The following is a 22,546-nucleotide window of genomic DNA, read 5'->3' as shown; positions in this document are numbered from 1 at the left end:
GCGGCATCGGTCTCGTGCTGCTCGGCGGCGCCTTCCTGTCCAGCGCCGACGCCGTCTCGAAGCTGATGGCCGAGACCGTGCCGCCGCTGCAGATCACCTGGCTGCGCTATGCCGCCTTCGCCGTGATCATGCTCGCCATCGCCCTGCCCGGCGGTCGGCCGATGCTGGTCCCGAATCGCCTTCGCCTGCAATTGCTGCGCGGCGTCGCCGTCACCGTCTCCTCGATCCTGTTCGTCTCGAGCCTGAAATACCTGCCCATCGCCGACGCCACGGCGACGAGCTTCATCTCGCCGCTCTTCGTCACCGCGCTTTCGATCCCGCTGCTCGGCGAGAAGATCGGCTGGCGGCGCTGGACGGCGACGATCATCGGGCTGATCGGCGTTCTGATCGTCGTGCGCCCCGGCGACGCCGGCTTCCAGCTCGCCGCTCTGCTGCCGATGCTGTCCGCCTCGGCCTGGGCCTTCGCGCTGATTTTCACCAGGATGATGAGCGCGACCGAGAACCCGGTGACCACCCTGACCTGGTCGGCGATCATCGGCTTCCTGCTGCTCAGCCTGCTGCAGCCCTTCGGCTGGCAGCCGCTGACGGCGCAGGCGATCTGGCTCGGCGTCTTCGTCGGCGTCGCCTCGACCATCGGCCACTGGTTCGTGATCCTGGCGTTCCGGCATGCCGATGCCTCGCTGCTCGCGCCCTTCGCCTATTTGCAGCTGCTCTGGGCCTCGATCTTCGGTTTCCTGATGTTCGCCGTTCTGCCGGACCGCTTCACCTGGCTCGGTGCGGTCATCATCACCGGCTCCGGCCTGTATATCGCCCATCGCGAGCGCCTGCGCGCCCGTGGCCCGCTAAGCCGGGGCTGAGCGCGGGACGGCGAGCCGGGCCTAGCCCGGCTTCCTGACCCCATACTGCGCCAGGAACATCGTCACGGCCGAACCGACCACCCGGGCGATCTCCTCGTCATCCGGCGGCACGGGCACGGCGTTGAAGAGTCGTGGACGCGTCAGCGTCGACTGGCAGAGATCGATGAACTGTGCGGCTGCGAGCCCGGCATCCGCAATGGCGAGTTCGCCGACCTCGACGCGCCGCTGCAGGAAAGCGGCGAGACGCCGCGTCCCCTGCATCGGGCCGCGCTCGAAGAACTCCCGGCCGAGTTCCGGCATGCGCTCGGCGACGCCGAGCACGATGCGCTGGGCGCTCAGCGCAAAACCGCCGGTGATCAGTCTGACCAGTCTTTCACCGAAGCTTGCCAGTGCATGGGCGAGATCGGGGTCATCCGCCAGCGCCTCGTAGATGCCCTGCTTCTGCTTTTCGCGCTCACGCTCGATCAGCGCGATGAACAGATGCTCCTTGTCCTGGAAATAGACATAGAGCGTGCCCTTCGAGACATTCGCCGCCGCGGCGATGTCGCTCATGCTGGCGGCGTCGAAGCCGCGCGCCGTGAAGACCGCATGCGCACCTTCCAGAATCTGATGACGTTTGTCGGGGTCAGCGCCGGCGACCCGCCTGTTGCGCGAGCGTGGTTTGACTTGGGTTTCCGGGCCGGCAGTCATCGTGTTCCATCCATGGTGCATTTCGCACCTGCAAAATAATCGAACCACGCAGTTCGATTTGCCCTTGATATGCCTCTTTTCCGGCGCTATCTCAAGCCCTCATCGAACCGATTGGTTCGAATTGAAATCGTCAGGGCAACACATGTCGGCCGACACCCTCATCGAGAAGCACGCCGAACCCCGCCGCGACCGACTGAAGCTGGTCGATGCCCGGCTGGAGACGGCGCAGCCGCCTTCGGAGGCCCGCAAGCCGGAGGAAACGGCGCCGGGTAGCGAGCAGAGCACAGCCAGGCCACCAGCCGGCCGCAAGCCGGTCAAGCGCATGGCGCTGATCCTCGTCGCCGGGACCGTGCTCGCCGCCGGCGGCTGGTTCGGGCTCGACTGGTGGCGCAATGGCCGCTTCATCGTCTCGACCGACGACGCCTATGTCGGCGCCGAGATGGCGACGATCTCGGCCAAGCTCGCCGCCAATGTCGCTACCGTCTCCGTGACCCGGAACCAGGAGGTCAAGGCCGGCGATCCGCTGGTCGGCCTCGACGATGGCGATCAGCGCATCGCGCTCGAAAGCGCGCAGGCCAAGAGCGCGACCGCCGCCGCCACCCTCTCCCGCATCGACGCCCAGACCGAGGCGGCCCGGGCCAGCCTGCTGCAGGCGCAGGCACAGGCGACCTCGGCCGAGGCGGCGGTGACCCGCAGCCTCGCGGATTTCGAGCGCGCCAACAGCCTCGCCGCCAAGTCCTATGGCTCGCAGGCGACCCTCGACGCCGCCACCGCCGCACGCGACCAGGCCGCCGCCGCGCTCGCCAGCGCCCAGGCCGGCGTCGCCCAGGCCAAGGCCAATATCGAAGTGCTGCAGGCGCAGCGCATCGAGGCCGCCCGCCAGGCCGACGAGCTCAAGGTCGCCGAGGAAAAGGCGGCGCGCGACCTCTCCTTCACCAGGATCACCGCCCCGATCGACGGCCTCGTCGCCAACACCAATGTCCAGCTCGGCGACCTCGTCAGCGCCGGCAAGCGGCTGATGTCGATCGTTCCGCTCGACCAGGTCTATGTCGACGCCAACTTCAAGGAGACCCAGGTCGGCCCGCTGAAGATCGGCGACAAGGCGACGATCACCGTCGACGCCCTGCCCGGCCAGGTTTTCCAGGGCACGGTCAGCGGCATCGCCGGGGGCACCGGCTCGGTGTTCTCGCTGCTGCCGGCCGACAATGCGACCGGCAATTTCACCAAGATCGTCCAGCGCGTGCCGGTGCGGATCGCGCTGGCGCCCGAGGCGATCGCCCGCCACACGCTGCGGCCGGGCATGTCGGTGGTGGTCTCGATCGATCCGCGGCCGCAGGCGCACTGAGCCGGCCAGCCCGCGAGCCCTCATCCTGAGGAGCCGTCCCGTAAAGGACGGCGTCGCGAAGGCTGTTCCAGCGCCCCCTGGGACCATCCTTCGCGCCGCGGCTGACGCCGCTCCTCAGGAAGAGGCCTGCGCAAACAAGAAGCCAGGGAGGCCGTGATGGCCACCGCGACCCTTGCCAGCCCCGCCGGTACCCCGCCGGCCTCCGACGCCATTCCGGCGAGGCGAATCTTCGCCTTCCTCGCCATGGTCTTCGGCATGTTCATGGCGATCCTGGACATCCAGATCGTCTCGGCCTCGCTCGCCGAGATCCAGGCCGGGCTCTCCGCCTCGGCCGACGAGATCGCCTGGGTCCAGACCGCCTATCTGATCGCCGAAGTGATCATGATCCCCTTGTCCGGCTATCTCAGCCGGGCGCTGTCCACCCGCGTCTTCTTCACCATCGCCGCCGCCGGCTTCACCGTCGCAAGCGTGCTCTGCGCGATGTCGACCTCGATCAACGAGATGATCCTGTGGCGCGCCGTGCAGGGCTTCATCGGCGGCGGCATGATCCCCGGCGTCTTCGCCGCCGCCTTCACCATCTTCCCGGCCTCCAAGCGGCCGATCGTCTCGCCGCTGATCGGCCTGATCGCGACGCTCGCCCCGACCATCGGCCCGACCATCGGCGGCTATCTCAGCCATGCCTTCTCCTGGCACTGGCTCTTTCTGATCAATGTCGTGCCCGGCATCGGCGTCTCGATCGCCGCCTGGACGCTGATCGACTTCGACAAGCCCGACCATTCCCTGCTCAAGCGCTTCGACTGGCTTGGCCTCGCCAGCATGGCCGCCTTCCTCGGCAGCCTCGAATATGTGCTGGAGGAAGGCACCAGGCTCGACTGGTTCCAGAGCCATGAGATCGTCTTCTTCACCGGGCTGATGCTCGTCGGCTGCGTGCTGTTCTTCTGGCGGGCGCTGACGCGCGACGATCCGCTGGTCGACCTCTACGCCTTCCAGAACCGCAACTTCGCCTTCGGTTCGCTGTTCTCCTTCACCATGGGCATAGGCCTCTACGGGCTGACCTATCTCTACCCCGTCTATCTCGGGCGCATCCGCGGCTATGACGCGCTGATGATCGGCGAGACCATGTTCGTCACCGGCCTCGCCATGTTCCTGACAGCGCCGATCGCCGGGCGCCTCTCGGCCAAGCTCGACCCGCGCATCATGATGATGATCGGCTTCGGCGGCTTCGCGCTCGGCACCTGGCTCGCCTCCTTCGTCACCGCCGACTGGGATTTCAACGAGCTGCTCGTGCCGCAGATCCTGCGCGGCTGCTCGCTGATGCTGTGCATGGTGCCGATCAACAACCTCGCGCTCGGCACCTTGCCGCCGCAGCAGCTCAAGAACGCCTCCGGGCTCTACAATCTGACCCGCAATCTCGGCGGCGCCGTCGGCCTGGCCCTGATCAACACCTTCCTCAACAGCCGCACCGACCTGCACATCGCCCGGCTGCACGAGGCGGTCGCCGCCGGCCGGCAGGTGGCGGAGGAGAACCTCGCCATGCTGACCCAGCGCTTCGCCGATTATGGCGACGCCGCCGAGTCGATGGCGCTCGCATTGATGAACCAGCGCGCCCACAAGCAGGCGCTGGTCATGGCCTTCGGCGACATCTTCCTGGCCCTGACCTTCGTCTTCGCCACCCTTGTCGTGCTCGCTCTCTTCATGCGCAAGCCGGGTCAGGCCGCGCCGGGCGGAGCTGGCCACTGAGGCCCGCCACGGCTCCGGCCTGCACTGCGGACAATCCCCTGATGCGACTTGCCGCAGGGCACAAGGAATTGACATGGGGCGAGAGAGAAGGCAAAAATATCAACAATATCAGTAGTTTAGACTTTTTCTAAACTACAGGACGCGAGAACTGCGAGTCTGGAAGGCGTTTCATGAGCATTGTGTCCCTGAAGAATGGCGCGGCGACGCGCAGTCAGGCCGACCAGATCCCGTGGCCGCAGAAGGTCCCGGCGGCCTGCCCGATCAGCGCCGTGAAATCGCGCCTGCGCAGCGTCGGGCTGCGGCCGACGCGCCAGCGCATGGCGCTGGGCTGGCTGCTCTTCGCCAAGGGCGACCGCCATGTCAGCGCCGAGATGCTCTATGAGGAGGCGCTGCGCGCCCGCGAGCCCTTGTCGCTGGCGACCGTCTACAACACGCTGCGGCAATTCTCCGAGGTTGGGCTGCTGCGCCAGGTTTCGGTCTCCGGGCCGAAGACCTTCTTCGACACCAATGTCTCCGAGCACCACCACTTCTACAATGAGGACGACGAGACGGTCGTCGACATTCCCGGCTCGGAGATCCAGGTCAGCGGCCTGCCGGTGGCGCCGGAGGGCATGGTGGTGTCCTCGGTGGAGGTCATCGTCCGCCTGCGTCGCGCCGATGGCAAGGAGAACGTCGCCAAGCTCGCAGGGGGCGGCCGGGCGTGATCGTCTGCTCCTGTAACGTCCTGTCCTGCCGGCAGATCAAGAGTACCATCGCCTCGGACGGCTCGGGGCCGAAGACGGCAGGCGAGGCCTATGACTGCCTCGGCTGCAGCCCGGATTGCGGCCGCTGCGCTCGCGCGGTGCGCAGCCTGCTGGCCGAGGCGCGTGCCGCCTGCGCCAGCCAGTGCAGCAGCTGCGCCAGCCGCGAGATCGACTGCGCGGTGCACGTCTCGGTCGGCCTGATGCTGGCCGAAATCGAGACCGCCGACGAGCGCGCAGCTGCCTGAGCCTCGGCCCGGCAGCTGCCGACTATCGAGCCGGATTCTGCGCTTCCCTTTTGAGAATGCCCAGCCTACATTAGGATCATTCTAATGTGGGCATTGCGAGGGAAGCTGCCATGAAGGGCGACAAGAAGGTCATCGAGTACCTCAACAAGGGCCTGCGTTCCGAGCTCACGGCCATCAACCAGTACTGGCTGCACTACCGGATCCTCGACAATTGGGGTCTGAAGGACATGGCCAAGACCTGGAAGAAGGAATCGATCGAGGAGATGGTCCATGCCGACCGCTTCGTCGACCGCATCCTTTTCCTCGAAGGCTTCCCCAACATGCAGACGCTCGACCCGCTGCGGATCGGCGAGAACGTCAAGGAAGTCATCGAATGCGATCTCAAGGCCGAGATCGAGGCGCGCGCGCTCTATCAGGAAGCGGCGACCTATTGCCGTGAGGTCCAGGATTATCCGTCCGAAGAGCTGTTCAAGGCGCTGATGAAGGACGAGGAAGGCCATATCGACTTCCTCGAGACCCAGCTCGAACTGATCGGCCGCATCGGCCTCGAACTCTACACCCAGAAGCATGTCGGCGGCCTCGAGGGCGACGACCACTGAACGCGCGTCACGCCAGCATTGCAAGGACTGGCGATATCAGGAGCCGGCCCCGTTCCGCGGGCCGGCTCTTTCGTTTGACGGACGGGCCTCATAGCAGCCGAAGGAAGGCGCCATGACGGGTATGATCGTCGCTGTCGGCCGGGACGAACGGCACCGTTTCAGCAAGCCGGCGCGCCCCGCCATCCGCCTGCTTGCCGGGCTCGGTGTCGAAGGCGACGCCCATTGCGGCGTTACGGTGAAGCACCGCTCCCGCGTCGCCGCAGACCCGACCCAACCCAATCTCAGGCAGGTCCACCTGCTTCACGCCGAGCTCTTCGACGAGCTCGCGGTCGCCGGCTTCGCCCTGAAGCCAGGCGACATGGGCGAGAACCTGACGACACGCGGCATCGACCTGCTCGGCCTGCCGACCGGGACCCGGCTGCAGCTCGGCGACGATGCGCTGGTCGAGATCACCGGACTGCGCAACCCTTGCGCCCAGATCGAGGCCTTCCGGCCCGGCCTGCTCAAGGCCGTGCTCGGCCGCGACGCGAAGGGAGCCCTGATTCGCAAGGCGGGCATCATGGGGATCGTGCTGAAAGGCGGCGAGGTCAGGCCGGGCGATCCTGTTGCGCTGACGCTCCCCGCCCTGCCCCACCGGGCACTCGAACGTGTTTGAGGCGGCGCGCCTCTCGGCACGCCGCCCCGAAAACCTCGCCGGAAACGCGGCAGCGCTCAGACGTAGCTGACGTTCGCCGCTTCCGGACCCTTCTTGCCGGCGCGGATCGAGAAGCGCACGCGCTGCCCGTCCATCGGCGGCTGCAAGCCGCTGCGGCTCAGCGAGCTGACATGCAGGAAGACGTCAGCGCCGCCCTGGTCGGGGGCGATGAAGCCGAAGCCGCGATCGGCATTGAAGAACTTCACGGAACCGTCGAAGGGCCCCTCCATCGGCGCGCTCGCGCCACGGTCATAGCCACCGGCGCCGCCACGGTCGTAACCGCCGCCACCGCCATAGCCGCCGCGATCATAGCCGCCACCGCCGCCACGATCGTAGCCGCCGCCACCACCGCCATAGCCACCGCCGAAATCATCGCGCGGGGGGCGCGGCGAGAACGGGCGGGCACCGCCGCGCGGAGCGGCCGGGGTCGCAGTCGAGGCGTCGATCTCGTGGACCGCGACGACCTGCAGGCCGCGCCGCCCCTCGCCGAGATCGGCGATGATGGTGGCGCCGGGCTGGAGATCCTGCGCGTCGAGCGGACCGATGGCCGAGACGTGGACGAAGACATCGCCCGAGCCGTCCGACGGAGAAGCGAAGCCGAAGCCCTTCTCCGGGTCGAACCACTTGATCTTGGCCTCGATGTTTTCGTGCGTGACGAAGGGAGCGGGGGCAGCGGGCTTGCGTCGATCGAACATGAAACTTCAGGTGAATTGTGACCGGGAGGCGGCAATCTAGCGCATGCCGGCCGTTTCGTCATCGGGTCCGCGCAGCAAAATTATCGAGCCCGCCGACCATTGTCGCCGGCACCTCGTTGCCTGCCCGCCTTCTCTTTCCCCAAGGGCAGAAAGCCGGCTTCTATCGCGAATCTCTAGCCCGCTCCCAAGGGAGAAGGCGCTGCTTCGGCAGGAAACGCTCTTTCGACCGGGCTCGCAAGCCAAGCCGGCACAAGGCCGTGCACGAAATCGTAAGCCGGAGCCGCTTTTCCGCGCCGCCCTTCAGTCGCAGCGTATGCCCTGGACCTTCTTCGGCATCTCGCCGAGTGCCGGGATGAACTGCCCGGTCTGGGGGTCAAGCAGCATCAGCGTGCCGGTCGCGACCGCGAAATAGGCGCCATGCAGATGCAGGCGCCCCTTCTCCTCGAGAATCTTGATGCAGGGGAAGGTCCGCAGATTGTCGAGCGATTGCTGGACCGAGGCCAGCGCCAGCCGCTCGACATAGCCCGCGAAATCCTCGTTGCGGCCGCGGCCGCCGGAACGCCGGGCGGCCGGCTCGATCAAGGTGATCCACTTGCCGATGAAGTCGCCCGGCGAAAGCGGTCCCTGCGCATCGTCGGCAAAGGCGCGGATGCCGCCGCAGCGACCATGACCGAGCACGACGATATGCTCGACCTTGAGCGCCTGCACCCCATATTCGAGCGCCGCCGAGGTTCCGTGCAGCTGATCGTCGGGAGAGAAGGGCGGCACCAGATTGGCGACGTTGCGGACGACGAACATCTCGCCGGGGCTGGCGTCGAAGATCACCTCCGGCGAGACGCGCGAATCGCAGCAGCCGATCAGCATGATCTTCGGCGTCTGGCCGGTTTCGGCGAGCTGCTCGTATCGGCTCTGCTCGCGCACGAAACGGTCGTCGAGGAAGGCGCGATAGCCTTCGGTCAGGCGCTCGGGGAAGTGCGGCGATGAAGCTGGGTCCATGCCCTAGTTGGGACAGGAGCCGAGCGCCTTCGTCAAGAGCCGATTCGCAGGTTTCTACTGCAACGCAGCATCAAATCTCGCAAAACCGCTTCTGCAATCGTGCCGCCAGCGCCGCCCCGTCGCCTTGAACGAGGATACGCTTCAGGCGCGCGCTCGCGCCTGCGGTCAGCGACAGCTGCGAACGGGAGATGGCGAATTCCTTGGCCAGGAGCGCGACCAGCGCCGCATTGGCCTCGCCTTCGCTCGGCGCCGCCCTGACCCGCGCCTTCAATACCTGCCGGCCATCGGCCAGCGTCTCGACCCCATCGAGACTGTCGCGTCCGCCGCGCGGCGTCAGACGGATCGCGATCGCAAGCCCATCCGGCACGATGGACCAGGCAGCCATCCGGCTAGAAGACGTTGGGATAGATGTAGCGGGTGATCACGCTCTGGATGAAGAAGATGCCGAGCAAGAGGATGATCGGCGAGATGTCGATGCCGCCGAGATTGGGCAGCATGTTGCGGATCGGCCGAAGCGCCGGCTCGGTGATGCGGTAGAGAAAATCCCAGACCGAGGAAACGAACTGGTTGCGCGTGTTGACGACGTTGAAGGCGATGAGCCAGCTGAGCACGGCGGAAGCGATCAGGATCCAGACATAGAGGTTCAGCGCCAGCATCACGACATCGAGAACGGAACGCATCAAAGGACCTCTCTGAAAACCGTCCGGCGCGCGGATCGCCCGCCCGAAGAATGTTCCTGTCGGAAGCGATTGACAGGAGCGCAACGCAGGGCCTAGAAGGCCAGCGCTTCGGGGCTGTAGCTCAGTTGGGAGAGCGCTGCAATCGCACTGCAGAGGTCAGGGGTTCGAATCCCCTCAGCTCCACCAATCTTTTCGCCTAATGCGTTGAGATTGCTGGAAGTAATCCGAAGCCTGCATCACCTGCCCCAACATTTTGCCCCAGCACCCGCCCGTCATGGTCTGGCATCTTGGGGGCGCGCTGTCGGTCCCTGGCACTCGACGATTGCCTTGCCGATTCGGGGCCAGTCCCATTCGTTTGCGTCGCACCCTGTCGACAACGGACCCCGACCTCCAGCCTGAGCGCCTGACATAAGGCCGGCGGCATGACGGCGCTGCCATCGACGAACGGGCGATCCGCGCGAGCGCTACGGTTCCGTCTCCCGGATCACCTCAAGACCCGTAACCGAATCCTCGGGGAAGCCGAAATCGCGTGTCCGGTACCGGCCAGGGCCAAGCTCCGGCGTCGCCTTGCCACCCCTGCTGTGATGTTCGTAGATTTTCCAGATGCCGCTTTTGATCTCGAACGAGTTGATCTCGTCGTTCCAGTTCTCAGTCCCAAGTTCACCGTGGCCCTTTCGATCGGAAAGATCCAAAATCGTACTGTAAATATTAGCCTTGTAGCCGTCCCAATCAGGTTTCCCGAAAACGACGATATGAGGACGAGCCATCAAATCCTCCCGATTGCTACCCCAGCGGCAGAACCTGACGTATAGTTAAGCCCATGCGGAGAATAGGCGCAACACCCTGCGCAATACGGCGCTGCCTGCGTTGGAGGGGCCATGTGTCGCCGGGCCGGCGCCATTGCCTGACCGATCCGCCCACGCGCCCCCTTCCCTTACGAAGGTGTAGATTGACGCATGGCCGCAACCACGTGAAATGATGCAATTGAGGGCCTATGCCGACATAATGGGAGCGTCACCACAGGTATTACCTTGGAACCGATCGAAATCTCGACACACGGACTTCCGATATCGCAGCAACTTGATGCATGGCAAGGATGGTTCGATACGGTCTTTGACCTTCATGTCTTGGAACCGGAACTAGGTTTCGCCGCCAAGAGCGTACATCGGTCGTTCGGCAGCATGTCACTGAGCCGGGTTGCTGCTCCAGCACTTCGGGCCGTCAGGTCGAAAGCTCTGCTGCGTCGAAATCCGGTCGACCATTGGGTTATCACGGTGGGGGGACGAAAGACGTTCGGCATCAGTGCAGGTGGCATCGCATTCGAGGTTCCGGCAGGCATTCCATTCGTCGCATCGCTGGGACAGGAATTGGTGAGCCAGCGGGCACAGGATGAACGGCTCCAGCTCTATCTGCCAAGGGACAGCTTCAGCGATCTGGCCTGCGTGCTCGACGCGGTTCAGGGAACGCCTCTGAACACGCCACTCGGGCGATTGCTCGGCGACTATATCCGCCTGCTTGAGCGGAGCTTGCACGACCTGACGAGGGCCGATGCCCCGAAGCTGATGGAAGCCGTTAAGACGATGATACTCGCCTGCCTGTCGCCTTCGGCCGATCCTCAGGCTGCCCGGCAGATCCTGCTAAGCCGGCGCGAGAAAGCGAAGCAGGCCATCGTAAAGCATCTTCGACACCCTTCTCTCGGGCCGGAGAGCCTTTGCCGCGAGTTGGGCATGTCTCGCAGTCAGCTGTATCGCCTGCTCAAGAATGACGGCGGCATAGCGCAGTACATCCAGAGGCTGCGGCTGCTCCAGGCACATGCCGAACTGTCGGACGCGTCGAATGAAGGCTCCATCAGATCCATCGCTGAATCGTTCTGCTTCCAGGATGGTTCCAGTTTCGCGCGCGCCTTCAAGCTGGAATTCGGCGTCAGCCCGAGTGATGTGAGAGCAGCCGCGCTAGCCGGCCATGGCTCGATCGCGCGGCCCAGGAGCGTTCAGAGCTCGCAGTTCGGGACATTGGGCGATTGCCTTCGCCAATTCTGAGTTGGAGCGCCGAGCTCGCACTCGCCGGCTCGCTCCCCTACCCGCAAATCCGCGGCCATTGCGCATTTTGATCGGCGCAGCATTGCGCTGATTGGCCATGGCGCCGAAAAACGGAACGAAACGGGGAAGGGACGCCCACCTGAAGAGGCCGTGACATCCCTTCCACATCACGGCAGGATCAAACCGTCGAGGGCCAGGGCATGAAGAAGTTTGCCATCGTGATGTGCTGCCTGCTGCTGGCGGGATGCGCAAGCGTCAGCAATTGGTCGAGCGCTCCTGGCGTCGATCCGATGCAAAGCGATGGGCACAGCTATGTGCCTGTCGGAGCGGGGACATACGACCCGCCACCGGATGAGCAGCGGCCTGTCAGCACCTGCACGATGAGGGGGCAGAACGTCATCTGCCGCTAGCTACCGCAGGCCGAACGACGCTTCAGATCATTCAGGCGCCGCCCTGACGGTGGCGCCTGGTCATTAGACGCTCTGACGAGCGCATCTCCCAACCAGATTTGTCAGGGGCAGCGCGCGGTAAACCTGCGGCCGTTCCGATCTTGATAGATGCAGTTGTTCGGGGTCGTCGCGCGGCCGATCAATGCACCGGTCACCCCGCCTGCGACGGCGCCTATCGCGGCGCCACGCCCCCCGCCCGCCGCTGCACCAATGAGAGCGCCGCCGCCCGCGCCGATCGCGGCACCGCCAAGGGTCCGCTGCGATTGAGAATCGGTATTGCAGCCCGCGAGGGCGATAGCGAGGCCAAGGAAAACGACAGTTCGGATCATGACGGCCTCTCGAGATGCCAGGGTGCGAGCACGGCTACGGACAGATCAATATTTAGACCGGACGCTCAGAACCTCCATCGCGCAGCGTCCCAATGAATGTGCAATACGTTCCTAACCGCCGGATATCGCTCCACGGGGAGCTCTTGAATGTCAGCGCAGCGAGAAACGCATCGGACGCTTGCCCGATCGTGGACCTGCTGGCAGTGGCGTGCTGCCGATCTTCGCGGTGGATGGCCTGCGGCTGATCGAACGACTGACCCTGATGCTGCGCGCCAAACCGGCCTGACGCCGCTCCCTCGCCGGGCGACCGGCATAGAAGCCAAACCGGAACTGGCTCTTATCGGCCGCTGGACACGGTCCTAGGCAGCGATGTCGCGGCGCTCCGATGCGCCGCGTCGCTCACGCCAGGGTCGGAGTTCAAAGCCATGGCCATCAAGACCGAGGAGCTGAACCGGGATCACGCGGTTCCCAGCTTCGCAAGACGCTGGTTCGCCTCGACCAACCACAAGGATATCGGCACGCTCTACCTGCTGTTCTCGCTGGGCGCAGGGCTATTGGGCGGCTTCCTCTCCGTGGCGATGCGTCTCGAACTGCAGGAGCCCGGCCTGCAATGGTTCAGCAACCCCCAGACCTTCAACGTCTTCGTCACCGGTCACGGCCTGATCATGATCTTCTTCGTGCTCATGCCGGCCCTGATCGGCGGTTTCGGCAACTGGTTTGTGCCGCTGATGATCGGCGCACCGGACATGGCCTTCCCGCGGATGAACAACATCTCGTTCTGGCTGCTCGTCGGCGGCTTCGTCCTGTTCGTCATCTCGATGTTTGCGGAAGGCGCGCCCGGATCCCGCGGCGTCGGCGGCGGCTGGACCATGGTGCCGCCGCTCTCGGTCGCCGGCCATCCCGGCCCGGCCTTCGATTTCGGCATCCTGGCGCTGCATATTGCCGGCGTGAGCTCGATTCTCGGGGCGATCAACTTCATCACGACGATCCTGAACATGCGCGCGCCCGGCATGAGCATGCACAAGATGCCGCTCTTCGCCTGGTCGATGCTGGTCACCGCCTTCATGCTCCTGGTCTCGCTGCCGGTCCTCGCCGGCGCGATCACCATGCTGCTCACCGACCGCAATTTCGGCACGACCTTCTATGATCCGGCCGGCGGCGGCGACCCGCTCCTCTACCAGCATCTGTTCTGGTTCTTCGGCCACCCCGAAGTCTACATTATGGTGCTGCCGGCCTTCGGGATCGTCAGCCACATCATCTCGACCTTCTCCAGGAAGCCGATCTTCGGTTATCTCGGCATGGCCTATGCGATGGTGGCGATCGGCGTGGTCGGCTTCGTGGTCTGGGCGCACCACATGTTCACCGTCGGCTTGTCCCTCAACACCCAGGCCTATTTCACCTTCGCCAGCATGGTCATCGCCGTGCCGACGGGCATCAAGATCTTCTCCTGGGTGGCGACGATGTGGGGCGGATCGATCCGTTTCACCGCGCCGATGTACTGGGCGCTGGGCTTCATCTTCGTCTTCACCATCGGCGGCGTCACCGGCATCGTTCTGGCTAATGCCGGCATCGACCGCACGCTGAACAACACCTATTACGTCATCGCCCATTTCCACTACATTCTCTCGCTGGGCGCCGTGTTCATGATCTTTGGCGGCTGGTATTACTGGTTCCCCAAGATGTCCGGCTACATGATCCCCGACTGGATCGGCCGGCTGCACTTCTGGATCGCCTTCATCGGCTCGAACATGCTGTTCTTCCCGATGCATTTCTCCGGCATCGCCGGCATGCCGCGCCACTATGTCGATTACCCCGACGCCTATGCCGGATGGAGCCGCATCTCCTCCTTCGGCTCCTATATCTTCGCCGCCGGCGTGATCTTCTTCCTGTTCGCCATGCTCTATGTCGTCCTGATCCGCCGGGAGCCGGCGCCGGCCAATCCCTATGGCGAAGGCGCGACCACGCTGGAATGGACCCTGCCCTCGCCGCCGCCCTTCCATCAGTACGCGACGCTGCCGAAGGCGCCTTCCGAGCCTTGACGGCCGGCCGCGCCGCGCCGGCACGACCGACCCCAGCCCTCCTTCGCATCGGCTCCGCTGCGTCCCGGCGCAGCGGCGCACATGCTCCCGGAAAAGACCATGATCACGAAGAATCTTCGCCAATTGCCCGCCCCGGCGCGGCCGATCCCGGTGCCCTCCATGGCGCTTCCCGGCGATTATTTCGACCTGATGAAGCCACGACTGATGTCGCTCGTGATCTTCACCGCGCTGGTGGGCATGATATTGGCGCGCCAGGGCCAGCCCGTGCTGGTCGCATTGTGTTCCCTCCTGGCGATCGCGGTCGGCGCCGGAGCCTCGGGCGCGCTCAACATGGTCGGCGATGCCGATCTCGACCCTCTGATGAGCCGGACCCGCCAGCGCCCGATCCCGGCCGGGCGGGTGACGCGCGACGAGGCGCTGGGCTTCGCGATCACCCTCGCCACCGGCTCCGTCATGGTTCTCGGCCTGGTCGCGAACTGGCTCGCGGCGCTGCTCCTGGCCTTCACCATTCTCTTCTACGGCGTGATCTACACGCTCTGGCTGAAGCGCTCGACACCGCAGAACATCGTCATCGGCGGCGCGGCAGGCGCCCTGCCCCCGATGATCGGCCAGGTCGCCATGACCGGCCAGATCGACCTGATCGGGATCAGTCTGTTCGCCATCATCTTCTTCTGGACGCCGCCGCATTTCTGGGCCCTGGCGCTGATCAAGGCCGATGATTACGCGCGTGCCGGCATTCCGATGATGCCGAACGTCGCGGGCACGAAGTCGACGCATCGGCAGATCCTCGCCTACACCCTGATCCTCGTCGGCGTTTCCTCGAGCCCATATCTCCTCGGCTTCGGCGGCATCGCCTACCTTGCCGTCGCCGGCATCGGCGGCGCGGCGATGCTGCTCTGCGCGCTGGCCTTGCGCGACGACGTCGAGCGCCGGCGCGCCGATCGCGCCGCCGGCCGGCTCTTCGCGGTGTCGATCCTCTATCTCTTCGCGCTCTTCGCGACATTGCTTGTCGAAAGCACCGTCGCTGGCCTGCGCTAGCGAAAGGCAGGTGCCGTCCGACAGCAAATTTTCACGCCGATCACTGCGGCATGGCGCGAGAAAGGAAGCAATCTTGCAGGTGATCTCAATCCAGAGTCAGGTCGTGCACGGCCATGTCGGCAACAGCGCGGCCGTCTTTCCGATGCAGGCGAAAGGCCTCTCGGTCGCCGCCGTTCCCACCGCCCTGTTCTCGAACCATCCGCATTACCCGACCATGCACGGCCAGATCCTCGGCCCGGAGCTCGTCGCCGGTCTCCTGCGCGGCGTCGAGGAACGAGGCCTGCTCGACAGCGCGGCGGCGATCATCACCGGCTATCTCGGCTCCGTCGCGAATGCCGAAATCATCGCCGATTTCATCGCCCGTGCCCGGCAGCGCGCCCCCGGGCTGCTGCATATCTGCGATCCCGTGATGGGCGACGACGATCTCGGCGTGTTCGTTGCGGAGGGCCTGGTCGAGATCTTCCGCGAGCGCCTCGTCCCGCTGGCCTCGCTGATCACGCCCAACCGATACGAGCTCGAATTGCTCGCCGGCACCGAGGCCCGCTCGATGGACGGCATCGCCGACGCCATGGCGACGCTTTGCCGGAATGGCACCCAGGCGGCCGTCGTCACCGGCTGCGTGCTCAACGATACTGCTTCCGGCTCGGTCGAAACCGTGGCCTGGTCGCCGACGGGCATGTCGCGCACCGCGGTGCGACGCCTGCCGATCCGCCCCTGCGGCACGGGCGATCTGTTCACCGCACTGCTGACCGCCCGCCTCTGCGCCGGTGAGGCCTTGTTGCGCGCTGCCGAGGGCGCCACGATGGAGGTCTTCTCGGTGCTTGAGCGCACCCAGGCCTGCGCCACGGCCGAAATGGCGATCACCGGCTTCCGCTTTGCCGATCGGCCGCTTCCGGAGCCCGCCGAAGCGGCCGCTTCATAGCGGGTATGCAGGATCGGGCATTTCCGGACGCCGGCGGCGGCTCGACCTTGCCAGGTGCGATCGGGGCGAAGACATCGGCGAGCTCCGCCGCTGGCGAGAACGGCCCGCTGGAGGCGGACGCGAATTGACCTATCTGATCTGGACCTTGCCGGCCCTGGCGGTGATCGGCGCAATCGCCAGCGGCCGGGTCGGCACGCTCGCGGCCTCGGTGATCGGCATCGCGCTTGCCCTGATCGTCGCGCTCACCACCGCGCCGGTCGACTTCAAAGCAGCGCAGGCCGGCATCGCCATGCTCCGCGGCGCCTGGATAGGCTGGGTCGTGGTTCCCTATATTCTGGGAGGCCTGCTGTTCTGGCAGATGGCGATGCGTCCGGGCGACAGCGTCGTCACGGAGGAAGCGCGGATCGGCAGCGACACTGGCCAACGCCGATTGCTGTTCAGGGCCTGCTTCCTGATCGGCCCCTTCGCCGAATCCGCGACCGGCTTCGGGATCGGCATCATCGGAACTCTGCTGCTGATCCGTCGTCTCGGGCTTTCGCCGATCCATCTGGTCTGCTTCTCGCTGATCAGCCAGACCATGATCCTCTGGGGCGGCATGGGCAGCGGCGCCATCATCGCCGCAGCCTATGCGCGGACCGACCCAACCACGCTCGCGGTCCATTGCAGCCTGTTCCTCGTCGCCTTCAACCTTTTCTGGCTGCCGCTCTATTGGCGCCTCGCCGCCCAGGCCGGCATCGCAGCGGAGGCCAGCGAGAAGCGGAGCGAGGCGCTCTGGCTTGCAGGCAGCGTCGCGCTCCTGATCGGCGCGACGGCGCTGATCGGCCCCGAGACCGCGATGCTCGGCGCCTATGGGCCGATCATCGCGCTGCGCTACCTGATCGATGAGCGGCCGGACCGGCGTCGCTTGGCCGAAGTCTTCCGCAAGGTCCTGCCCTTCGTGTTGCTGATCGGCTGGCTGGTGATCACCAGGCTGGCGCCGCCGCTGCACCGGCTGCTCGAAGACAGCCTGCGGCTCTCGCCTTTCGTCGGCACGCCGTCCTGGTCGCCGCTCTTCCATGCCGGGACGTGGCTTGTGGTTGCTGCCGTCCTGACCGGACTGCTGCGCGGGCAGGCCGGCGCCTTGGCCAAGGAGGCGCAGGCCGCCTGGACCACCGGACGGCTCGCGGTCCTCTCCGTCATCGCCTTCTCGATGATGGCCGAGATCCTGTCGGAGTCCCGGATCGCCAGCGGTCTGGCGGAAGGCCTCTATCACCTGTTCGGACGCTGGGCGCTGATCCTGACGCCACAGATCTCGGCCGTTTTCGGGGCGCTCGCCAACAGCGGCAATGCCGCAAACGGCCTCTTCATGGTGTCGCAGGTGAGCCTGGCGCAGGAAGCGGCGCTCAATACGGCCGCGGTCGCTGCGCTCCAGCATAGCGCCGCCCTGTCGCTCAACATGGTCTCGCCAGTGCGCATGTCGATCGTCTGCGGCCTGGCCGGCACCCCCGGCCATGAAAGGGAGGCCTATCGCGCCATGACCCCCTTTGCGCTGGTCGTCATCGGCGTCCTCCTGCCGGCCTCCGTACTGATCGCGCTGCGACTGGTCTGAGCGCCGCGGCGCAGCCGGGCGCCCAGCTGGGGTATTTCATCGCATTTTCTTCATGCGAACCGGTGTCCGCTTCGCTCGAAAATGCTCAGGGCATGGACCGGGCGAGGATATCGATCGCGCGCATCTGTTCGCGCTCGTCCAGGCTCGCGAAACCGAGCCGGAAAGCCTCCGGGGGCCTGGCCGTCTCGAGCTCGAAGTTCAGCCCGGGGAGAACGGAAAGGCCGAGCCGCGCGGCGTTCGTCGCCCAGGTCTCGGCGCTGATCCCTCCCAGCAAGCGCAGCCAGATCGCCAAACCGCCAGCCGGCAGCGAGAACTCGGCGACCTGCGAGAATCGCTCCGCCAGCAATCCCGCCAGATGGTCGCGACGACCGTGATAGATGCGGCGGGCCTTGCGCGCATGCCGCTTGATGGTGCCATCCGCCAGCAGGTCGGCGAGCGCGTTTTCGAGTGCGAGATCGCCCTGACGGTCGAGCGAAACCCGGCGATCCGCCATCGGCCGGAGCAGTTTCGGCGGTGCGACCGCATAGCCGACGCGGATACCCGGCGCCAGCAGCTTGGAGAGCGAACCCAGATAGATGATCGGCAGCTCATCGCTGGCGCGCGCCGCGAGGGGGAGGATCGGCCGGCCGTCGAAGCGATACTCGTTGTCGTAGTCGTCCTCGATCACGACCAGGGAATATTGCCGTGCGATCTCCAGCAGGCGCAGGCGCCGGGCGGCGCCCAGCGTCACCGTGGTCGGGTACTGATGATGCGGTGTGACATAGACCGCGCGCAGATTGCGATTGCCGTTCGCCAGCCTCTCGAGTGCCTCGACATCGATGCCGCCGCCATCGACGGGGACGCCGATCACCGAAATGCCGGCGGCGCGGAAGGCCGACCAGGCCAGCGGATAGCCCGGCCGCTCGACGGCGATCGCGGTGCCGGGTTCGGCGACCGCGGATGCCGCGAGGAACAACGCCATCTGGCTGCCCCTGGCAACGAGGATGTCGTCGGCCGAGCTCGCCAGCCCGCGCTCGTCGCGAAGATAGGCCGACAGCGCCTCGCGCAGCATCCCGCTGCCGCGCGGATCGCCGTAAGACCCGCCTGAGGCGAAGGCGTGGCTCATCAAGGCCCGCCGGAACGCCTGCGCGAAGGCCGTCGTCGGAAGCAGGCGGACATCGGGATAGCCGTCCGAGAGCTTGAGCATCGGACGTCCGGCCGGGCGGGGCGCCGCCGGCTCCGGTACCGGAACGCGGCGAGCGGGCGGCGGCGCGCGAATACCGTCAGGAAGATCGGTCGCGACGAAGGTCCCGCGCGACGGCTCGGTCGCGAGCCAGCCCTGCATGGTCAGCTCATGATAGGCGGCATCGACGGTGTTGCGGTTGAGCTGGAGCGCCCGTGCCAGCGCCCGCGTTCCCGGGAGCGGACTCCCCGGCTTGAGCCGGCCGCGATCGATTTCCTCGATAATGGCGCGGGCGAGCGCCAGGAAGATCGGCTCGCGTCCCTCGGGCCTCACCTCGACCGCGAGTGTCGTTCCTTTTCCCATAGATCACACCACAATGCCCACATCACCCGATGCGCCTGGCTTCGTTTCGCTGCCACATCGCAGCCGGATGATGCAATGAGCCATGATGATCTAATTTGGCTGGGCCGGATCGCGATCGAATTGCACGCTTCCGGCCCACCACCAGCGGCAGCGAAACGCCGCCGGACGGGGCCATCTGCTCTGCCATCGAGGATTTCACGACGCGCCTCACAGCCCGGCGGCGGCGATCCGCCGGGCCGTCGCCCTCATGAGCGCAGGGCGAGGGATGCCGGCCGACCGCGCCGGCGGCTAGAAGCCGCCATGCGCCTTGATGGTCCGGCGCGCGTAATAGGCGAACGCCACGCTGTTGCGCTTGGGCGTATTGATCCAGTCGCGTGCCTCGGTCGCCAGCGCCGGGTTGATCGGCTGGATCGCACCGGCCGCCATCGCAGCCAGCTGCATTTTGGCCGCCCGCTCGAAGGCAAGCGCGATCACGCAGGCTTCCTCGACCGTCCGTCCAGCCACCAGCAGGCCGTGATGGGCGAGGAGGAGCGAGCGCTTGTCGCCGAGCGCTCCGGAAATCAGTTCGCCCTCATCATTGCCGACCGGCACGCCCGGCCATTTCGGCACGAAGGCGACATCGTCGTAGAGGATGCAGTTGTCCATGTGAGAGACCTCGAGCGGCGTCTCCAGCATGCTCAGCGAGGCCGTATGGAAAGCGTGGCTGTGCACGATGCAGTTCACATCCGGCCGGGCCCGGTAGACCCAGGAATGGAAGCGGTTGGCGGGGTTGGGCATCCCCTCGCCTTCGACCACCTTCAAATGCTCGTCGACAACGAGAAGGTTGGCCGGCGTGATTTCATCGAAGCCGAGGCCGAGCCGCTGCGTGAGATAAGTACCCGGTGCCTGCCTGGCGGTGATCTGGCCGGCGAGTCCGGAATCGTGACCGTTATGGAAGAGGATACGGCAGGTCAGCGCGATCTTCTCGCGCAGGGAATAGTTCCCCTCGTCGAGATGGGACCGCATCGCCTCCTGCGAGCGCTCCATCAGGCTGGCCTTGTCGAGCGTGAAACTGTCTTCGGTCTGCATGGTCAAATTTCCTCCGCATGCTCGTTGAGTTCCGGGCGTCCCGGAAAGAGGGGCTGATAGCCGGGCAGGGCCTCGAAGCGCCCGATCCAGTCGGACACCGCCTCGAAACGCGCGAGATCCAGGCCCGCCATGCGCGCCAGCCGGCTATAGGGATAGAGCGCGACATCGGCGATGCTGGGCTGGCCGGCGCCGGCGACCCAGCCCTCGCCTCCGCCTTCCAGAAGTCGTGCATTCAGGATCGAGAGCGCCTCTTCGGCCTGTCTCTGCCAACTGGCGCGCTGCTCGGCGGCCAGCGGCCAGCCCGGGTGGATCGCCAGATGCAGCCGCAGCTGGGCCAATGGCGGCATGTGCCGGCTTTGCTCGAAGGACAGCCAGCTCATCACCTCGGCCTGCGCCAGCCGGTCGGCAGGCCACCAGGGCGTGCCGGCGGACAGGAAGAACAGGATCGCCATCGATTCCGGGATGGTGCTCCCGTCCGGGAGCTCGAGGAGCGGGACCTGGCGAAACCGGTTCAGCTTCGCGAAAGCCGGCGTCCTGAGATCGCCGCGGTCGATCGAGAGCGTACGCCGCTCCAGCGGCTGCCCCAGCAGGCCGGCCATGATCCTGATCTTCCAGGCATTGCCCGAGCGCTGTGTATCGTAGAGGCGTATGATGGGCGCATTCATTTGAGGCTGATCCTGGCTGCGGCAGTGACCTTCGACCAACGCTCGGTCTCGGCCGCGACATGCTCCCGATAGGCCTCGACGCCGAGCGGCATCGGCTCGATGCCGAGGGCGCGCAGCCTTTCGGCGATGGCCGGATCGGCGAGCACATGCCCGAGTGCGTCGGCCACCTTCACGACACGCGCCGGAGGGGTGCCTGCCGGTGCGAGCAGCGCATTCCAGGAGCCGATCTGCAGGCCCTCGAGCCCCTGCTCGGCGGTGGTCGGCACGGAGGCTGCGGATGGATTTCTCTTGGGCTGGGCGATCGCGATCGCCCTCAGGGCGCCATTCGCGACCTGCGGCATGACCACCGGAATGGCGTCGAACACGATGTCGATCTGCCCGCTCAGGGCGCTGTTGACCGCATCGCCACCGCTCTTGAACGGCACATGGACGATATCCAGCCCGGCCAGGAGCTTCAGCAGCTCGAGCCCGAGATGCGGCGAAGTGCCATGTCCTGCCGAACCGAAATTCAGCTTGCCGGGCTTGCTTTTCGCCTCCGCGATCAGCGCGGGCAGGCTGTCGAGCTTGAGCGACTGCGCGACCGCGAGCACATAGGGAGAATTGCTGACCAGTGACACCGGAACGAAAGCGGCGGGATCATAGGACAGCTTCGGATAGACCATCCTGTTGACGACCTGGGTTCCGACCGTACCGAGCAGCAGCGTGTAGCCGTCAGCTTCGGCGCTCGCGACGACCTGAGCGCCGATGCTTCCGCCGGCGCCCGGACGGTTTTCGACGACGACGGATTGTCCGAGCCGCTCGGTGAGGCCTTGGGCGACCAGCCTCGCAACGACGTCGGTGATGCCGCCGCCGCCGAACGGGACGATGAGCTTGATTGGACGCGTCGGATAATCGGACTGCGCAAGAACCTGGCGCGGCCAGCCGGCCGCGAGCATCGCGGCCGAAAATGTCAAGATTCGGCGATTGAGCATGATGGACCCCCCGGTCTTTTGGTTTTAGCGAGGAGGACCAGATGCCGTTACGGCGTCTTAGTCAACAAGTTTCTTGTAGGCAACAATGTCACTAAGCTTCAAGTTGCTCCGGCTGCGGGCAAATCTCACCCTCGAAGAGGTGGCCCAGGCCGCGGGCGTCACGCGCGGCTATCTCTCGAAACTCGAACGCGGTCTGGTGAAGCCCTCGGTCGGCTCGGCGCTCAAGCTCGCAAAAATCCTCAACGTCCCGGTCGAGGATCTCTTCGGCGACGCCAAGACCGAGGAAGCCATCGTGATCACGCGGAGCGAGGCCGCGAGCCCGCTGGCGGACATGATGGGCGCGCCGCGTTTGATCGCCAGCACCCGCGGCGGCCATAAGATGATCGCCTTCGTCGTCCGGCCGGGCTTGTCCGAGGAGCCCAATCACCCGATGAGCCAGCACGAGGGCGACGAGTTGCTCTACGTGCTGAAGGGCCGCGTCGGCTTGCAGCTACCGAGCCGCAGCGAGGAACTGGAGCCCGGCGATTGCGTACAGTTCAACGGCGCCATGCCACACAAGCTGACATCGCTCAGCGGCGAGGAGGCCGAGGTTCTGATCGTCATCCGGATCGAGTAACCGGAAGACTCTT

At 65.7% G+C, this 22,546-nt stretch carries 24 protein-coding genes and 1 tRNA gene; 14 read left to right on the top strand and 11 right to left on the bottom strand.

Going from position 1 to position 22,546, the window contains the following annotated elements:
* Nucleotides 1–5 precede the first annotated feature (5 nt).
* Nucleotides 6–857 carry a DMT family transporter gene (locus AC3RCC_RS05455; protein WP_492258752.1) on the top strand — a complete coding sequence of 284 codons (852 nt, stop codon included), beginning with the start codon at nucleotides 6–8 and terminating at the stop codon, nucleotides 855–857.
* A 21-nt stretch (nucleotides 858–878) separates the two neighbouring features.
* On the opposite strand, the gene AC3RCC_RS05450 is transcribed toward AC3RCC_RS05455, so the two are convergent.
* Nucleotides 879–1,409, bottom strand: coding sequence for a TetR/AcrR family transcriptional regulator (locus tag AC3RCC_RS05450; protein WP_492257845.1), 531 nt, complete (start codon nucleotides 1,407–1,409; stop codon nucleotides 879–881).
* 280 nt (nucleotides 1,410–1,689) lie between these two features.
* On the opposite strand from AC3RCC_RS05450, the gene AC3RCC_RS05445 reads away from it, so the two are divergent.
* The 6 genes from AC3RCC_RS05445 (at nucleotide 1,690) to AC3RCC_RS05420 (ending at nucleotide 6,874) form a co-directional block, all read left to right on the top strand.
* The gene (locus AC3RCC_RS05445; protein WP_492257844.1) at nucleotides 1,690–2,892 is read left to right on the top strand and encodes an HlyD family secretion protein; all 1,203 of its coding nucleotides are present in this window, start codon (nucleotides 1,690–1,692) and stop codon (nucleotides 2,890–2,892) included.
* 156 nt (nucleotides 2,893–3,048) lie between these two features.
* Nucleotides 3,049–4,632: a DHA2 family efflux MFS transporter permease subunit gene (locus AC3RCC_RS05440; protein WP_291638104.1), complete on the top strand. Its 1,584-nt coding sequence runs from the start codon at nucleotides 3,049–3,051 to the stop codon at nucleotides 4,630–4,632.
* Between the two features lie 170 nt (nucleotides 4,633–4,802).
* The gene (gene irrA, locus AC3RCC_RS05435; protein ID WP_291638105.1) at nucleotides 4,803–5,336 is read left to right on the top strand and encodes an iron response transcriptional regulator IrrA; all 534 of its coding nucleotides are present in this window, start codon (nucleotides 4,803–4,805) and stop codon (nucleotides 5,334–5,336) included.
* Nucleotides 5,333–5,620: a (2Fe-2S)-binding protein gene (locus tag AC3RCC_RS05430; RefSeq protein WP_291638106.1), complete on the top strand. Its 288-nt coding sequence runs from the start codon at nucleotides 5,333–5,335 to the stop codon at nucleotides 5,618–5,620. The genes irrA and AC3RCC_RS05430 overlap by 4 nt, the downstream gene beginning before the upstream one ends.
* A 110-nt stretch (nucleotides 5,621–5,730) precedes the next feature.
* Entirely contained in the window at nucleotides 5,731–6,219 is a 489-nt protein-coding gene (bfr, locus tag AC3RCC_RS05425; protein ID WP_291638107.1) for a bacterioferritin, read from the top strand.
* A 112-nt stretch (nucleotides 6,220–6,331) separates the two neighbouring features.
* Nucleotides 6,332–6,874 carry an MOSC domain-containing protein gene (locus AC3RCC_RS05420; protein ID WP_492257843.1) on the top strand — a complete coding sequence of 181 codons (543 nt, stop codon included), beginning with the start codon at nucleotides 6,332–6,334 and terminating at the stop codon, nucleotides 6,872–6,874.
* A 56-nt stretch (nucleotides 6,875–6,930) separates the two neighbouring features.
* Here AC3RCC_RS05420 and AC3RCC_RS05415 read toward each other — a convergent pair whose 3' ends face one another.
* The 4 genes from AC3RCC_RS05415 to AC3RCC_RS05400 form a co-directional block, all read right to left on the bottom strand.
* The gene (locus AC3RCC_RS05415) at nucleotides 6,931–7,608 is read right to left on the bottom strand and encodes a cold-shock protein (RefSeq protein WP_452117275.1); all 678 of its coding nucleotides are present in this window, start codon (nucleotides 7,606–7,608) and stop codon (nucleotides 6,931–6,933) included.
* A gap of 300 nt (nucleotides 7,609–7,908) precedes the next feature.
* The gene (locus AC3RCC_RS05410) at nucleotides 7,909–8,604 is read right to left on the bottom strand and encodes a carbonic anhydrase (RefSeq protein ID WP_492257842.1); all 696 of its coding nucleotides are present in this window, start codon (nucleotides 8,602–8,604) and stop codon (nucleotides 7,909–7,911) included.
* 70 nt (nucleotides 8,605–8,674) lie between these two features.
* On the bottom strand, nucleotides 8,675–8,989 hold the full coding sequence (locus tag AC3RCC_RS05405) for a DUF167 family protein (protein ID WP_492257841.1): 315 nt from the start codon (nucleotides 8,987–8,989) through the stop codon (nucleotides 8,675–8,677).
* A gap of 4 nt (nucleotides 8,990–8,993) precedes the next feature.
* A complete protein-coding gene (locus tag AC3RCC_RS05400) occupies nucleotides 8,994–9,284 on the bottom strand; it encodes a YggT family protein (RefSeq protein ID WP_291638112.1) in 291 nt (96 codons plus the stop codon).
* 110 nt (nucleotides 9,285–9,394) lie between these two features.
* Here AC3RCC_RS05400 and AC3RCC_RS05395 point away from each other — a divergent pair.
* Nucleotides 9,395–9,470: transfer RNA gene (locus AC3RCC_RS05395), tRNA-Ala, on the top strand.
* Between the two features lie 278 nt (nucleotides 9,471–9,748).
* Here the strand turns inward: AC3RCC_RS05395 and AC3RCC_RS05390 are convergent.
* Nucleotides 9,749–10,051 carry a beta/gamma crystallin-related protein gene (locus tag AC3RCC_RS05390; protein ID WP_492257840.1) on the bottom strand — a complete coding sequence of 101 codons (303 nt, stop codon included), beginning with the start codon at nucleotides 10,049–10,051 and terminating at the stop codon, nucleotides 9,749–9,751.
* A 264-nt stretch (nucleotides 10,052–10,315) separates the two neighbouring features.
* Here AC3RCC_RS05390 and AC3RCC_RS05385 point away from each other — a divergent pair, with 264 nt between their 5' ends.
* On the top strand, nucleotides 10,316–11,323 hold the full coding sequence (locus tag AC3RCC_RS05385) for a helix-turn-helix domain-containing protein (RefSeq protein ID WP_492257839.1): 1,008 nt from the start codon (nucleotides 10,316–10,318) through the stop codon (nucleotides 11,321–11,323).
* A gap of 511 nt (nucleotides 11,324–11,834) precedes the next feature.
* On the opposite strand, the gene AC3RCC_RS05380 is transcribed toward AC3RCC_RS05385, so the two are convergent.
* Nucleotides 11,835–12,101, bottom strand: a complete 267-nt coding sequence (locus AC3RCC_RS05380) for a YMGG-like glycine zipper-containing protein (protein ID WP_291638115.1) — start codon at nucleotides 12,099–12,101, stop codon at nucleotides 11,835–11,837.
* 425 nt (nucleotides 12,102–12,526) lie between these two features.
* Between AC3RCC_RS05380 and ctaD the strand changes: the two genes are divergently transcribed.
* The 4 genes from ctaD to AC3RCC_RS05360 all read left to right on the top strand — a co-directional run bounded on the left by ctaD (nucleotide 12,527) and on the right by AC3RCC_RS05360 (nucleotide 17,688).
* Nucleotides 12,527–14,140 carry a cytochrome c oxidase subunit I gene (gene ctaD, locus AC3RCC_RS05375; RefSeq protein WP_291638116.1) on the top strand — a complete coding sequence of 538 codons (1,614 nt, stop codon included), beginning with the start codon at nucleotides 12,527–12,529 and terminating at the stop codon, nucleotides 14,138–14,140.
* Nucleotides 14,141–14,239: 99 nt separating this feature from the next.
* The gene (locus AC3RCC_RS05370) at nucleotides 14,240–15,178 is read left to right on the top strand and encodes a heme o synthase (RefSeq protein ID WP_492257838.1); all 939 of its coding nucleotides are present in this window, start codon (nucleotides 14,240–14,242) and stop codon (nucleotides 15,176–15,178) included.
* A gap of 79 nt (nucleotides 15,179–15,257) precedes the next feature.
* Nucleotides 15,258–16,100 carry a pyridoxal kinase gene (pdxY, locus tag AC3RCC_RS05365; RefSeq protein ID WP_366826044.1) on the top strand — a complete coding sequence of 281 codons (843 nt, stop codon included), beginning with the start codon at nucleotides 15,258–15,260 and terminating at the stop codon, nucleotides 16,098–16,100.
* A 124-nt stretch (nucleotides 16,101–16,224) separates the two neighbouring features.
* Entirely contained in the window at nucleotides 16,225–17,688 is a 1,464-nt protein-coding gene (locus tag AC3RCC_RS05360; RefSeq protein WP_291638118.1) for an L-lactate permease, read from the top strand.
* A gap of 85 nt (nucleotides 17,689–17,773) precedes the next feature.
* Here the strand turns inward: AC3RCC_RS05360 and pdxR are convergent, their stop codons facing one another.
* The 4 genes from pdxR to AC3RCC_RS05340 all read right to left on the bottom strand — a co-directional run bounded on the left by pdxR (nucleotide 17,774) and on the right by AC3RCC_RS05340 (nucleotide 21,917).
* A complete protein-coding gene (gene pdxR, locus AC3RCC_RS05355; protein WP_291649413.1) occupies nucleotides 17,774–19,213 on the bottom strand; it encodes a MocR-like pyridoxine biosynthesis transcription factor PdxR in 1,440 nt (479 codons plus the stop codon).
* A 288-nt stretch (nucleotides 19,214–19,501) separates the two neighbouring features.
* Nucleotides 19,502–20,281, bottom strand: coding sequence for an aldolase (locus AC3RCC_RS05350; protein WP_291638120.1), 780 nt, complete (start codon nucleotides 20,279–20,281; stop codon nucleotides 19,502–19,504).
* 2 nt (nucleotides 20,282–20,283) lie between these two features.
* The gene (locus AC3RCC_RS05345; protein WP_492257837.1) at nucleotides 20,284–20,946 is read right to left on the bottom strand and encodes a glutathione S-transferase family protein; all 663 of its coding nucleotides are present in this window, start codon (nucleotides 20,944–20,946) and stop codon (nucleotides 20,284–20,286) included.
* Nucleotides 20,943–21,917, bottom strand: coding sequence for a Bug family tripartite tricarboxylate transporter substrate binding protein (locus AC3RCC_RS05340; RefSeq protein ID WP_492257836.1), 975 nt, complete (start codon nucleotides 21,915–21,917; stop codon nucleotides 20,943–20,945). Before AC3RCC_RS05340 ends, AC3RCC_RS05345 begins: the two co-directional genes overlap by 4 nt.
* Nucleotides 21,918–22,002: 85 nt before the next feature.
* On the opposite strand from AC3RCC_RS05340, the gene AC3RCC_RS05335 reads away from it, so the two are divergent.
* Nucleotides 22,003–22,533 carry a helix-turn-helix domain-containing protein gene (locus AC3RCC_RS05335; RefSeq protein ID WP_291638123.1) on the top strand — a complete coding sequence of 177 codons (531 nt, stop codon included), beginning with the start codon at nucleotides 22,003–22,005 and terminating at the stop codon, nucleotides 22,531–22,533.
* Nucleotides 22,534–22,546: the final 13 nt, after the last annotated feature.

The organism is Allobosea sp. GW823-FHT01F03, from assembly GCF_058798075.1.
This window is presented reverse-complemented; position numbering and strand designations above follow the sequence as displayed.